At 29.6% G+C, this 12,637-nt stretch carries 16 protein-coding genes, 1 other RNA gene and 3 pseudogenes; 7 read left to right on the top strand and 13 right to left on the bottom strand.

The window, feature by feature from the left end:
• Positions 1 to 563: 563 nt before the first annotated feature.
• Positions 564 to 956 (bottom strand): annotated as a pseudogene (locus MHH94_RS14370) (Ltp family lipoprotein); the annotation flags it as partial.
• Between the two features lie 651 nt (positions 957 to 1,607).
• Between MHH94_RS14370 and MHH94_RS11180 the strand changes: the two are divergent.
• The 4 genes from MHH94_RS11180 (at position 1,608) to MHH94_RS11195 (ending at position 4,867) form a co-directional block, all read left to right on the top strand.
• On the top strand, positions 1,608 to 2,042 hold the full coding sequence (locus tag MHH94_RS11180; RefSeq protein ID WP_107609521.1) for a MarR family winged helix-turn-helix transcriptional regulator: 435 nt from the start codon (positions 1,608 to 1,610) through the stop codon (positions 2,040 to 2,042).
• A 4-nt stretch (positions 2,043 to 2,046) separates the two neighbouring features.
• A complete protein-coding gene (locus MHH94_RS11185) occupies positions 2,047 to 3,072 on the top strand; it encodes a threonine aldolase family protein (RefSeq protein ID WP_078355543.1) in 1,026 nt (341 codons plus the stop codon).
• 95 nt (positions 3,073 to 3,167) lie between these two features.
• Positions 3,168 to 3,665: a GNAT family N-acetyltransferase gene (locus MHH94_RS11190; RefSeq protein ID WP_048539890.1), complete on the top strand. Its 498-nt coding sequence runs from the start codon at positions 3,168 to 3,170 to the stop codon at positions 3,663 to 3,665.
• 317 nt (positions 3,666 to 3,982) lie between these two features.
• Positions 3,983 to 4,867, top strand: coding sequence for a sulfite exporter TauE/SafE family protein (locus MHH94_RS11195; RefSeq protein ID WP_058591596.1), 885 nt, complete (start codon positions 3,983 to 3,985; stop codon positions 4,865 to 4,867).
• A 544-nt stretch (positions 4,868 to 5,411) separates the two neighbouring features.
• Here the strand turns inward: MHH94_RS11195 and MHH94_RS11200 are convergent.
• On the bottom strand, positions 5,412 to 5,756 hold the full coding sequence (locus tag MHH94_RS11200) for a hypothetical protein (RefSeq protein WP_058591597.1): 345 nt from the start codon (positions 5,754 to 5,756) through the stop codon (positions 5,412 to 5,414).
• Between the two features lie 279 nt (positions 5,757 to 6,035).
• Complete coding sequence (locus MHH94_RS11205) at positions 6,036 to 6,266, bottom strand: hypothetical protein (protein WP_048539894.1); 231 nt, start codon at positions 6,264 to 6,266, stop codon at positions 6,036 to 6,038.
• Between the two features lie 187 nt (positions 6,267 to 6,453).
• Here MHH94_RS11205 and MHH94_RS11210 point away from each other — a divergent pair, with 187 nt between their 5' ends.
• Positions 6,454 to 6,588 (top strand): hypothetical protein, encoded by a 135-nt coding sequence (locus MHH94_RS11210; RefSeq protein WP_255200998.1) that lies wholly within the window; start codon positions 6,454 to 6,456, stop codon positions 6,586 to 6,588.
• 204 nt (positions 6,589 to 6,792) lie between these two features.
• Here the strand turns inward: MHH94_RS11210 and MHH94_RS11215 are convergent, their stop codons facing one another.
• Positions 6,793 to 7,650 (bottom strand): PhzF family phenazine biosynthesis protein, encoded by an 858-nt coding sequence (locus tag MHH94_RS11215; RefSeq protein WP_078355542.1) that lies wholly within the window; start codon positions 7,648 to 7,650, stop codon positions 6,793 to 6,795.
• A 179-nt stretch (positions 7,651 to 7,829) separates the two neighbouring features.
• Entirely contained in the window at positions 7,830 to 7,982 is a 153-nt protein-coding gene (locus tag MHH94_RS11220; protein WP_075577747.1) for an Rv0909 family putative TA system antitoxin, read from the bottom strand.
• 839 nt (positions 7,983 to 8,821) lie between these two features.
• On the opposite strand from MHH94_RS11220, the gene MHH94_RS11225 reads away from it, so the two are divergent.
• Entirely contained in the window at positions 8,822 to 9,136 is a 315-nt protein-coding gene (locus MHH94_RS11225; protein ID WP_058591599.1) for a YolD-like family protein, read from the top strand.
• Here MHH94_RS11225 and MHH94_RS11230 read toward each other — a convergent pair whose 3' ends face one another.
• The 6 genes and pseudogenes from MHH94_RS11230 to MHH94_RS14375 form a co-directional block, all read right to left on the bottom strand.
• The gene (locus MHH94_RS11230) at positions 9,137 to 9,277 is read right to left on the bottom strand and encodes a hypothetical protein (protein WP_167401695.1); all 141 of its coding nucleotides are present in this window, start codon (positions 9,275 to 9,277) and stop codon (positions 9,137 to 9,139) included.
• A 221-nt stretch (positions 9,278 to 9,498) separates the two neighbouring features.
• A complete protein-coding gene (locus MHH94_RS11235) occupies positions 9,499 to 9,675 on the bottom strand; it encodes a hypothetical protein (RefSeq protein WP_153653758.1) in 177 nt (58 codons plus the stop codon).
• A gap of 132 nt (positions 9,676 to 9,807) precedes the next feature.
• Positions 9,808 to 10,032: a hypothetical protein gene (locus tag MHH94_RS11240; RefSeq protein WP_058591600.1), complete on the bottom strand. Its 225-nt coding sequence runs from the start codon at positions 10,030 to 10,032 to the stop codon at positions 9,808 to 9,810.
• A 317-nt stretch (positions 10,033 to 10,349) separates the two neighbouring features.
• A complete protein-coding gene (locus MHH94_RS11245) occupies positions 10,350 to 10,682 on the bottom strand; it encodes an SH3 domain-containing protein (RefSeq protein WP_325888917.1) in 333 nt (110 codons plus the stop codon).
• Positions 10,665 to 11,051: pseudogene (locus tag MHH94_RS11250) on the bottom strand (CHAP domain-containing protein); the annotation flags it as partial. The gene MHH94_RS11245 and the pseudogene MHH94_RS11250, both read right to left, overlap by 18 nt.
• A 257-nt stretch (positions 11,052 to 11,308) precedes the next feature.
• Positions 11,309 to 11,569, bottom strand: coding sequence for a hypothetical protein (locus MHH94_RS14375; RefSeq protein WP_445668861.1), 261 nt, complete (start codon positions 11,567 to 11,569; stop codon positions 11,309 to 11,311).
• On the opposite strand from MHH94_RS14375, the pseudogene MHH94_RS11255 reads away from it, so the two are divergent.
• Positions 11,560 to 11,683: pseudogene (locus tag MHH94_RS11255) on the top strand (site-specific integrase); the annotation flags it as partial. The gene MHH94_RS14375 and the pseudogene MHH94_RS11255 overlap by 10 nt on opposite strands.
• 48 nt (positions 11,684 to 11,731) lie before the next feature.
• Here the strand turns inward: MHH94_RS11255 and ssrA are convergent.
• Both ssrA and smpB read right to left on the bottom strand, forming a co-directional pair.
• Positions 11,732 to 12,088, bottom strand: a transfer-messenger RNA (tmRNA) gene (gene ssrA / locus MHH94_RS11260).
• 79 nt (positions 12,089 to 12,167) lie between these two features.
• Complete coding sequence (gene smpB / locus MHH94_RS11265; protein ID WP_025906370.1) at positions 12,168 to 12,629, bottom strand: SsrA-binding protein SmpB; 462 nt, start codon at positions 12,627 to 12,629, stop codon at positions 12,168 to 12,170.
• Positions 12,630 to 12,637: the final 8 nt, after the last annotated feature.

The following is a 12,637-nucleotide window of genomic DNA, read 5'->3' on the forward strand; positions in this document are numbered from 1 at the left end:
GTTATTAACTTGATTATAATCTAATTACAATTGATTAGTATATACTTTTTATATTTATTTTTCTACATCTTCCACATATCAATTGAAACAGACAACATAAATGAAATATAATAATATTTATATAGAAAAAAGGTGACACACATATTGTGCATCACCCAAGTGAGTACGTTAAAAAGACAGTGACTTTGTAAAAATGCTTAAATAACCATCAAACTCGGTCAAAGTTAGTGATGGTTATTTTTTTTGGTTTTCTTTAATCATGACTAAAGCAATGACAGTAAAGACTATCATTAAAATCTCATAGTCCGACATGTTATTCCTTTTTAGGAGTAACAACTATAACCATAGGCATCACCCCTTTATAAGAGATTAGTCATCAACTACCTAACTTGCTCACTTTTTTATTTTATAAAATTAGCATAATATTTTATATAAATAAATGCTGCATTAAACTGTATTTCAGGCACCCTAATCAACTACATTTTCAAATACAGTTATAGCCTTTAAAAAGTCCTAACTAATCAAATTAGCTTGGACTTTTTTATTAATCATACAAATTCAATTTATTCTTCTACACCATCTTCATCATATTTAGTGACAATGCCATCTTCATCTACTATATATGAACCTGCAAGTTCATCGTCTTTAGTATAAAATGCAAATCCCCAACTTCCGTCATCTCTCTTTTCAGGTTCTCTATACGTATAAGTATCAGTATCTAATGAACTTCCTTCATATTCTTCTACTATGTCCATTACATTACTACGTGTGACAGTATCATATTCATCGTCAGTATCTTCATCATCTGAACCTTCATCTGATATATGGTTTTCAATATTATCTATAGCATATTGTGCTTCTTCTTGTGTATATTGATCACCTGCATCTGAAGTTAATTGATCAAATAACTCTTTGTCAGACATAGGCATAAATTCTTGATAATCTTGTGCGCTTTTTAATGCATTTTTAAATTCTCTACTCACATCATCATCATTATTATCATTACTTGATGAATCAGATTCATTATCATTGTTACTATCTGATAAATCATCATTTGTGTCATTATTATTTTCATCTACATCATCTGACTTTTTAGTAGTCGTATTGGTATTATTCCCATTACTTTCAAAATCTACATTACTGAACATCATTGAGCATGCCCCAAAAATTATTGCTAAAATAATAAAAATACCTAAGAAACCGCCACAACCCCATAACCATCTCTTTTTATTTTTCCCTTTATTTTTCTTGTAATTTTGGAATTCTTCCCATTCCCTTTTTTGCATTTCATCCATTCCGCTTTCCGCCATGTAATATATTTTTATATTGAAGAACTAAAAAGCAGTATTCTTTCCCATTACATATTTCTTAAATAGTTTCATATTCTCTATAATAATAACCTATTTTCTCAAAAATGAAAGCACTAAATTTAATTTTTAAAATTTAATATGATTACTCAGTATAAATACATCAGTAATTAAATAACTTACAATTTTTCTATTTATTTTAATCTTAAATTATTCAATGCTCATATAATAGTTGACAAAATCAACTATTAATTTTATGCTTATATAGTTGTATAATTCAACTATTAAGGAGTGGACGTTTTGGCTATCAAAGATATTAGACATTTTAATCGTTACTACACTAGAGTCCTAGGGATATTCGATAATAATGTATTTAAATTAAAATATTCATTAATTGAAATGAGAACTTTAGGTGAAATTGGAAGACACGATAAAGTTACTGCTCAATCCCTTTGTAAAATACTTAATATTGATAAAAGTTACTTAAGTAGAATTATTAATAAGCTTATAAAAGAAAACTTAGTTTATAGAGAACGTAGTGAACAGGATAATAGATATTTTTACCTTTCATTAACAAATGAAGGTGTGAAGTTAAATGATTATGTTGAGAAAGCGTCAGATGATAAGATTCAAGAACTAATTAAGGACTTAGATGAAAACGAAATTAAAGAACTTCAAGATTCAATGAATAATATTGAAAATATTTTAAATAAACACATTAAATTGGAGGAATAATTAAATGATTTCTTTTGAAAATGATTATTTAGCTGGTGCGCATGAGAAGGTTTTACAAAGATTAATCGATACTAATTATGTACAAGGATCTGGTTATGGAAATGATCAATTTACTGCAGAAGCTAAAGATAAAATTAAAGAAGTTATAAAATCTCCAAATGCTTCTATATATTTCCTAGTAGGCGGTACTCAAACTAATCAAGTCGTTATCAATTCAGTACTTAAACCATATGAAGGGGTAATCGCCGCCGACACTGGACATATAAGTACTCACGAAGCTGGCGCAATAGAGCACAGTGGATATAAAGTATTAACACTTCTTTCAACTCTTGGCAAAATATCATCTCAACAAGTTAAAGACTATATTGAGACTTTTTATGAAGATGCCAATCATGAACATATGGTATACCCTGGAATGGTTTACATCTCATACCCTACCGAATATGGCACATTGTATAGTAAACAAGAACTCAAAGAGTTATCCAACGTTTGTAGATCTTACGATATACCATTATATATAGACGGCGCTCGCTTAGGGTATGGATTAGCAAGTGAAGAAGCAGATTTAACGATAGAGGATATTGCTAACATTGCAGATATCTTTTATATTGGAGGAACTAAAATTGGTGCATTATGTGGTGAAGCTATTATATTCACAAATCAATACGAACCTAAACACTTTACGACATTAATCAAACAACATGGCGCATTGTTAGCTAAAAGTAGATTAATAGGCGTACAATTTACAGAACTATTTACTGACAATTTATACTTTAAAATCAGCAAACACGCGATAGATATGGCGTTAAAATTAAAACAAGCCTTTATTAACAAAGGGTATCAATTATACTTAGACTCACCTACGAATCAGCAATTTTTTGTAATGCACAATGACAAAATCAAACAACTGAGCCAACATGTTAAATTCTCACAATGGGAAAAATACGATCATAACCATAAAATAGTTCGCTTCGCTACAAGTTGGTCAACAACTGACAATGATATAGCTACATTAATAGATTACATTTAAATAAAGAGAATCAAAAAAAATTAAATTCCCTATATATTTGCTAATGATTATAATCATTCGTTAAACTAGAAATAGAAAAATATAGGAGTGTTAATATGAAACTTAGAGCACTAGAAGTTAGTGATTTACCATTTGTCCATAAATTGAACAATGAATATTCAATCATGTCTTATTGGTTTGAAGAGCCTTATGAATCTTTAACAGAACTTCAATATTTATTTGATAAGCATTTGTTAGACGAATCTGAAAGACGTTTTATTGTAGAAGATGAGAATCAAGTTGTGGGAATAGTAGAATTAGTCGAAATTAATTATATTCATCGTAATTGTGAAATTCAAATAATTATTAAACCAGAGTTTAATGGTAAAGGATATGCTAAATTTGCTTTCGAAAAAGCAACGAGCTATGCATTTGATATATTAAACATGCATAAGATCTATTTATATGTTGATACAGATAATGAAAAAGCAGTTCATATATACGAATCTCAAGGTTTCAATATAGAAGGATTACTTAAAGAACAATTTTATACAAAAGGTAAATACAAAGATGCATATATCATGGCATTGTTAAAACATGAATATATTTCGTAGCAACATATGTTCCGTTATAGATAATCATAATGAACAATATGTATAGTAGAAAATTAAAATTTATAATTCTTTTTATCGAAATATTTGTGTTAAATATAATTGTTTGGCCAGACCCCTCTCAACCATTGCGGTTGAGAGGGGTTTTACTATAGTAAATTTAACTGTAAATACATCATACTTTAAATAGTTTATAAATATCTACATCTAACATATCTATATTTATTATTGACATAAATATAAATAAAAGATACTATTTATACTAATCCTTAGTAAACAGATAGGATTAATATAATTAATGATTAACTGGAGGCTATTACATGAATAAAATTATTATATTTGCTTTAGCTGGATTTTTAGCAGAATTAGTAGATGGTTCCCTTGGAATGGGATATGGCGCTTCATCTGCATCAGTGTTACTTACATTTGGAGTTGCCCCTGCTATAGCATCAGCAACAGTCCATTTTGCCGAAATCTTAACTACTGCCGCAGCTGGAACATCACATTTAAAATTTAAAAATGTCCACAAGCCATCAGTCTTGAAACTTGCTATCCCTGGTTCAATTGCTGCATTTATAGGTGCATTCTTTTTAAGTAATATTAATGGTGATTTCATCAAACCATTTATCTCAATTTTCTTATTATCTTTAGGTATTTATATCATTTACCAATTTCTATTTAAAAATAAACCAGATGAACCAAAAATTACTGGTGTAAAAAAGATATCTAATTTTGTTTTAGTACCACAAGCTGCAGTAGCTGGATTACTTGATTCAATTGGAGGTGGTGGCTGGGGACCCGTAAACACACCTATGTTATTATCAAGTAAAAAAATAGAACCAAGGTACGTTGTTGGTACAGTTTCAGCAAGTGAATTTTTTGTTACCGTAGCCTCTTCGATAGGATTTTTAATATTTTTAGATTGGTCATCAATCAATTGGATTTTAGTATTATCCTTAAGCTTAGGTGGCGTAGTAGCTGCTCCTATATCTGCTTGGTTAGTAAAATCACTTCCAGTTAGTGTCCTTGCAATAGGTGTTGGAGGTCTTATAATATTTACAAATGTAAGTTCATTGGCAAGCTTATATATTAATAATGCACATATTATTTGGTCTATTAAAATAGTGATTATTCTATCTTGGTTATCATTAGTATTGGTAACTTTTTACAAAAGTAAATTTAAAAAATTAAACACAAGTACATAATAATAAGACAAAAACCCTCTCAACCATTGCGGTTGAGAGGGTTTTACTGAGGCATAAAGGGTTATAGGCTATATATTGGAGACGACGTCCTTTTATAGAATATGTAAATGGTAGTAAAACGTTGTAAGTACAACGTTTATAAGAGTTTAACTTTGTAAAGAATATCACTAATCATAACTCAATTGACACATATTTGACACTTGAGCGAATAAATTTACTTCAAAAAATCAGAATATTTGTTCGTATAATAAAATTACTAAAAACTATAATTTATATTCTGATCCATTCTTTTTCATAAAAAAATATAATACTTATTATGGTCTGAAAACTACATTTCTAGCGCCCATTTTCTTCTTATGAGCCCTATCTTTATAAAAAGTATATTTAGTCATAACAGTTGGTCTATATTTAGAACTATTTGCATCTCTATAAGGAACAGCTTTATAATAAACTGTTCTCGCTGTACTTTGATAAAAGAAATTCGCGATATTAATTACCCATGCATAAGTTGCAGGTACTTTTGTAATTGCTGCTATAGTAATGGCTAATGCACCGATAGTAAGTTTTTTAGCTTTATTACTACCACTCCATGCTTTTCCTGATTGTACGATTTTGCTTTCTTTTTAGCCATCAATACAATATCTTTTTGAGAATTAGCTGTCGAGGTATTATTTTTATATATTTTTGTCTCAACTGAGTAATCTCCAGTAAATTCTTCTTTAACATAGTATGTTGTTCCATCATTAATATTTTGTGAAGAGATTTTATTACCCTGAATATAAGTTTTTTCTTCAATAGGTGTTACCTGAGCTTTTGCACTATGTAATCCCGTACTTAAGGTGCTTAACAAAACAGAAGTTGCTACGATACTTAGACATAACTTTTTCATTACTATCTTCTCCTTTTGCTAAATTTATCAATATAAATTAGAATAAAAATAAAAACAAAGTAAAATATCCCGAAAATTACTGTATTTATATTACCTTGAACAAAAGAAACTAAAACTATTATCATTAAAATAAGAATTATAATTTTAATAACATTTTTTATAAAACTACTCATCTTAAAACACTTCCTGAAGTCCTTCTATATTAATCATACATTTTATGTTAATTTTTAAAAATACATAAAAAAAGCCCACCAATTATGGTGGGCTAATCTTTCTAACTTACTCAAATTCCAATGGATCAGGAATATTTATTTCAACTTTTTTATTCGCTGTATCAATAATAATCTCAGTATCATAATTTGTACTAGTAATTGAAATACTATCACCAATTACTTTAAACGATATAGATATTTCACCATCTTGATTAAGAATAAGTGCTTTATTATCACTAGTAAAAAAATCATAATTTCCTTTATAGTTTACTTGAATTTCAAAACCTTTAAAATTCATATGTATTCTCCTTTAAAATTTTATCACATCAACTTTTTACATTATATACCAATTATGCACAAAATGTATATAGCTACAATGAATATTTTAAAATTATAAATAGTTTGTATTATTGAGATATTTTAAAAACTATATTAATCTAATTGATATAGTGTATAATTAACTAACACACTAAGGAGAATATATTATGAAAATTAGTAAGCCACTTAAAGAAACTGGTTGGTCTGAAGATGAGATTAGCAAAAGATTAGATTCGATTATTGAAGAAGAGATAGTAGATGTAAAAGAAATTGAAGATATAGATGAGATATTAGAAGATTAAAAAAGAGGATGCTGCCTGTAGCAGTCTGCCTCTTATATAGTTAAACCTCTTCCACCTAATTAAATATATCATAAACCCCCATCACATAAAGTGAAAGGGCAAGTATTGGAAGTTGTATTAAGAAATACTAGCACTAAAAAGTGCTTATATATAGTAATACTACACTTTTATAAAATAAGCAAATATAATCCTATTCATTAAATTTTAATTCTCTATTCTAATTTTTCCATCAATTACGATTTTTGAAATTCCACCAAGTTTCAATCCATCTTCTTGCTTAATATAAACTCTGCCATTTCGGTTTATACATTCTCCTTGTGAATTGGAGTACTCTTTATTTACTATCAAACCATATAGTTCATTCACTGCTGCAACACACCCATTACCACTTCCACATACAGGATCTTCATTTACGCCTTCGTTAGGTGCAAATGATCGAACTTCAAAAGTTGTATCTTTATCATCTTCGTTTTCACCAAAAATCGTTACACCAGTCGTTCCTTCGTATATGTAATTTTTCATTTGCTCAAAATTAGGTTCAATTCTTTTAACAATACTAGAATTTTTTATATGTAGAGTTAGCCATTCAGCTCCTATGTTAACTTTTTTAGAGTGAATTACATCTTCACCATTTATACCTAAGCTATCTATTATTCCATCTAGTTGCTTTAGTTCTATATCACTAATTTTTGGTTTAGGTAAGCTAAAATATGTTCTTTCTTCCGTATAATCTATCTTTACTAAACCAACTCCACATTCTTGTACAAGATAACCTTTGTTTTTAGATATTAAACCATTTTGTAATACTGCATAAGAAGATCCAATGGTTGGATGACCAGCAAAAGACAATTCATTGTTAGGAGTAAAAATCCTTAATTTGTAATCTGCTTGTTCATCTTCAGGCTTACAAACAAAAGTAGTTTCAGATAAATTAGTCCAACTAGCTATATCTTTCATTTGTTCATCTGTTAAGTCATCAGCATCAAAAATCACTGCAACAGGATTTCCCTTAAATGGTTCATTCGCGAATACATCAACTTGCTTAAAACCTAATTGTTTCATATACAAACCTCCAAAAATATTTTAAAGCTAACATAACACAATTTTCATATCACTGTACACTATTGAGATGCATATAAAATAACCTACCTAGTTTTTCTGCTAGATAGGATTTAAAGTTCTATATAAATGTTAAGTAGAGCTAATTTACCATATACAAATTTACATCGCAAAATTTTGTATTATTTCTTTAATTTATCCATGCCTTTGTCTATATACTTCGAATAGTCTTTTCCACTTTTCTTTTTATACATATCGTTTGCTTTGTGTAATCCTTTTTCAAGTTGACCGTTTTTAACTAATTTATCGAATGTATTTTTAATTTTATTTTTCACTGTTATCTCCTCATGTTTTCTATAAAATTATATTAGCTTAAAATATACCCCATTATACATAAGAATAAACAATTGTGATTAGTATCACAAAACATAATAAATATCACTCAAAATTCTAACATTTATAGAAATTTTTCCTTTCTATCATTATTCCTCCTTATAAGAAAACCTCACGTAGTGGGAGGTTGGTTGGTTAATTCACTAATTCTTCTTAAGTCATTAAACCAGTATTAACCCATGATTGATACCTTTCTGCTAGTTGGTCTTTGTCTGCTTTTCCATTTTGAATTCCTTTAGAACTTTCATATGAAGCTTGAGCTGAACCTTCTATTCTTCACTAAAATTTCCATTGTACCCTAGTACACGAAAAGAAATAGTAAAATATTTATAATTGTTACACTCTAAAATCTAATGTGATCTTGGGTGTATTTTTATATGTTGGGGCGTAACTAGGAAATGAAAAATAAAAAGCCCATAACCACAAGGGTTATAGGCTATATAATGCAGACGGCATCCTTTTTTAGTGTATGTAAATGGTAGTAAAATGTTGTAAGTTTAACGTTTATAAGAATTTAACTTTGTATAGAAATATCACTAATCATAACTAAATTAATACGCGTTTGACACTTGAGCGAATAAATCAACTTTACAAAAAAAGAATCTTTGTTCGAATAATAAAATTACTAACTATACGTAAGATGTTTAAATTGAAAATCATTACTCATAGTATGCCAGAGCCTTATAAGTATGAAACGGATTATCGTAAGATACCTAAAAAGTATTTGAATAGTAATATCCCAGAATGACTTAAGATGATTAAGTGGGTGTCATTCGCGACGATGTCACAACAATATAAAACGATTAACGGTTTTATCGAAGACCAAAACAAAGTAGATAAGCCTGTGTTCGATAAATTAGCTTTACGTGATTTGAACGATGTGTTCGCACAAAAATTATTTTATGATGCACCAGCTACAATTAAGTATTGTGAAGATGGATATTATAAAACGATTGAATGTGAGATTAATAAGTTAGAGGTGTCAGAGAATGGTAAGAAAGTGTTATTGAGTACAGATATATCACAAGGTGTTACAAAGGGTAATTTCGCTTGCAACTTGAATTTCAAATATAATATAAGTTTAATGATAAATTAATCATTCATTATCTTTCTTAATCGCAAAAACAAGTAAAACTAAAATAGAAACCCACATAAATGGAAAGAATACTGATACAACAAAAAATCCACCTATAATACTTGACCAAACAGAATCAATTTTATATTTACCTAATTTCATAAGCACACCAACCTTGCATTTTTTAAAATAACACCCCACTTATTTGTGAGTTGCAAAGGATTTTTAAATATGAGTTTAAATCTAAAACGGAGATAATAGATTCAAACTATAATTATTGTATCATTAAAATTATTTATTGAAATTAAAAACCTACTTATTTATATAAGCAGGCTCGCAGTCATATGTGTTTAATATGTCTAAAGTTAGTTTAGCATACTCAATCACACTTTTCTTTTAAAATCAGGACTTTGTATAATAGTGCTTTTTAATTTAGTAATGCAATCTTCTAATATCGCTATTTCTACATCATTATTGAAGTCTCCATTTAATTTTTGATTTAATAATGTAGAAACATACAATAAATCATCACTTAAATCTTGATAGTTAATTTCTTTCATAAAATTGGTCCCTTCAACTATACTTGTATATATTATAGATACAAGTTATAAATACCCACTTCTTCACCTAATAAACAAAAATAATTAGTTAATTTCAGAATGATTCATAATTTAATAACAGAATGACTTATATTAATCTAAAGTTCTCCATCCTATTATTTTATCCACCATCAGAAGTGCTGTTGTATGACTACCATTATCATAATTTTGTTCATCACTGTTTACAAATCTCCCAAATACTAATACAGCTTTCTCCTTAGAATTTTTTATGTTTTTTACTTTATCATATAATTCAGTTAAGTCCTCATTAGCTAAAAAATAATTATTTCCCTTTAAAGCAATCAAAACTTGGCTCATAACACCACTCCCAATTAAAAGATATAATAAGTAGATACCCTATTAACTTTTTTTATAACTTTAATTTCGGAAAATTTCTTTTATGAAATAATTTATTACTTTCATATAGATAACCCTAGCTAGTTTACGACCAGATAGGGTTTTATACTATTTCATTTGTAACCAAAAGGTTGCTATGAATACTATAACAAAAAATAACCCCACTCTGCGTAAAAGAAGTGGAGTTTGTGTGTATGAACTACCTAGTGGTTAAACTAAATAGAGTAAATCTATAATACTACTTTTTACTTGTAGTCTTCAAGTTAAACCATAATAAATTATTTTATTGTACCCCATAACGAACCAACTCCGTGATTTGGTGGATTTACTCCATTCCATGTACGTATTGGGATATAAGTACGTTTGCCTTTACTATCTGTATAACCTACCCAAACATGTCCATCTTGTAAACATACTTCATCATATTTTACTGATTGACCTGAAGTAATACTTCCAGCCTGTGGCATACTTCTAAAAGGACCATCATACCTCTTAATAATTAAAGTGTTAGATGTAAATGTTGCTGACTCTGATTTAAACCAAGTACCATATTGGTTTTGTTGCCAACCACTTGTCGATTTATTATTAAACATCGGTCTTATAAACCACATTTCTGTATCATAGTTATGATTGACTCTTTGGGCTACTTCGGTTTTGTTTAATCCTCCACCATACCAATTTTGATCTAAGCTTTGGAACTTCAACAAATTACCATCAATATTACCATTCGTCACAATTGAAGTATGACCTGCTCCTTGACCATAATTACTATTAAAAACTGCTAAGTCACCTGGCTGTGCAATAAAACTTGGTGTATTTTTATATACAGTTGCCTCACCATTAAAATTATTTTCAAATGGTATGTCCTTTGCATAAGCGCCTTTTAAACCATGACCATATAAATAGTTCCAATAATAGTTTACTAAATCAAAACATTGCCATCCATAGTATCCATCAAAATCCCAACCTTTACCCTCTAAAGAATTTATGTAACCTATAGCTTGGTTTTTAGTTTTTGATGTTCCACTCGCATATGTATCTACATAAAATCTAGTACTTAAATTACTATTATCATTATTTTGCACAGGAATTTCTGCTGCATTTACTTCAAATAACGTTGAAGACGATAATAAAATAACAAATATAAAACTGAATATTTTAGTTTTCACTTAATTTTGCTCCTTTAAATAAAATTAAGAGAAGCAAAAAATGCTTCTCTTATAAAATTATATCACACCTATTTCTGGCTTGTAGTCTTCAAGTTAAACCATAATTTTGTTTCTTTTTCTAACCTCTCATCTTTGTGTGTACTAGATCCTAATGTACAATAAAGAAAACCAGCCTTAGTATTGGTTGGGTATTCAAACTCTGCCCACCAGTAGCCATCTTTTTTAGTTACTGAGAAGAAGTTGATATATTGACCTGCTAATATATTATTTGATGATGGTAATGCTGTTGCGTTTAAACCTGGTTTCTTTTTAGCTGCGGCCTGTTGAATATATTAGTAAGGGATTGGGACATGAAACAATTTCACAAATACTTGATACTTTCTCACATTTACTTGATGAATATAAAAAAACAGGGTCAAAAAGTAAGAGAATTATTCTCTTGACACCTTTTTGACACCTGTTAGGTCAAACCCCGTCATATATGGGGTGAAATATGGAGACGGCGGGAGTTGAACCCGCGTCCAGAGATCCTGATACAAATGTTTCTACGTGTGTAGTCTAGTCGTTAAGGTTTCGCGTTGTCTCAGGGGACTGACACCCGAAGACAATGCTAGCTTGATTAATCTCTTCTCGTCAGACTTCAAACGGCAGTGACGAGCGTATCCTACTTAAGTTGAATCACGTTAACGGCACATAGGCGATGCGGTTAGGTGATGCAGAGTGCTATTACGCAGCTACTGCTAAATTATCTTGTTTGCCAGTTATTATAACTGTTGTGTTGATGACGAAGACAACCCTCCGACACGCTTCATAAGCTCGGGGACCCCTGTCGAATCCGTAACGTCCCCTCAATAAGAAATATACTTCCTTTTAACAGAAGTATATTTAATCTTAACAATTTTTGATTGATTTTTCAATACAAATTACTTAATATCGTTGTTTCATTGCTCTTTCAACGTCACGCTTTGCTTCTTTTGCTTTTAATGCATGTCGCTTATCATAGTCACGTTTACCTTTAGCTACTCCTAAAAGAACTTTGCAGTAACCGTTTTTAATGTAGAGTTTAAGTGGGATTAATGCATACCCTTTTTCTCTTGTAATACCAAAGAGTTTATCGATTTCTTTTCTTTTTAAAAGTAATTTACGGTTTCTCAATGGATCATGATTAAATCGGTTACCTTCTTCATATGGCGCGATATGCATGTTATATACATACATTTCTCCATTAAATACACGCGCATATGAATCTTTTAAGTTTGCACTACCTCGGCGAATGGATTTGATTTCAGTACCTTGAAGTACAATACCCGCTTCAACCGTATCTTCTATTGTGTAATCATGGCTTGCTTTACGATTTTGTGCTAATGGTTTACTTTGAACTTTTGGCACATCCATCA

The sequence above is a fragment of the Mammaliicoccus sp. FSL K6-3158 genome (genome assembly GCF_038005105.1).
Classification (GTDB): Bacteria; Bacillota; Bacilli; order Staphylococcales; family Staphylococcaceae; genus Mammaliicoccus; species Mammaliicoccus sciuri.

Bases quoted from the DNA above. Each gene is read 5' to 3' on its own strand.
- MHH94_RS11185 (WP_078355543.1), top strand. From the start codon at position 2,047: ATGATTTCTTTTGAAAATGATTATTTAGCTGGTGCGCATGAGAAGGTT.
- MHH94_RS11190 (WP_048539890.1), top strand. From the start codon at position 3,168: ATGAAACTTAGAGCACTAGAAGTTAGTGATTTACCATTTGTCCATAAA.
- MHH94_RS11195 (WP_058591596.1), top strand. From the start codon at position 3,983: ATGAATAAAATTATTATATTTGCTTTAGCTGGATTTTTAGCAGAATTA.
- MHH94_RS11200 (WP_058591597.1), bottom strand. From the start codon at position 5,756: ATGAAAAAGTTATGTCTAAGTATCGTAGCAACTTCTGTTTTGTTAAGC.
- MHH94_RS11205 (WP_048539894.1), bottom strand. From the start codon at position 6,266: ATGAATTTTAAAGGTTTTGAAATTCAAGTAAACTATAAAGGAAATTAT.
- MHH94_RS11210 (WP_255200998.1), top strand. From the start codon at position 6,454: ATGAAAATTAGTAAGCCACTTAAAGAAACTGGTTGGTCTGAAGATGAG.
- MHH94_RS11215 (WP_078355542.1), bottom strand. From the start codon at position 7,650: ATGAAACAATTAGGTTTTAAGCAAGTTGATGTATTCGCGAATGAACCA.
- MHH94_RS11225 (WP_058591599.1), top strand. From the start codon at position 8,822: ATGTCACAACAATATAAAACGATTAACGGTTTTATCGAAGACCAAAAC.
- MHH94_RS11230 (WP_167401695.1), bottom strand. From the start codon at position 9,277: ATGAAATTAGGTAAATATAAAATTGATTCTGTTTGGTCAAGTATTATA.
- MHH94_RS11235 (WP_153653758.1), bottom strand. From the start codon at position 9,675: ATGAAAGAAATTAACTATCAAGATTTAAGTGATGATTTATTGTATGTT.
- MHH94_RS11240 (WP_058591600.1), bottom strand. From the start codon at position 10,032: ATGAGCCAAGTTTTGATTGCTTTAAAGGGAAATAATTATTTTTTAGCT.
- MHH94_RS11245 (WP_325888917.1), bottom strand. From the start codon at position 10,682: ATGTGGTTTATAAGACCGATGTTTAATAATAAATCGACAAGTGGTTGG.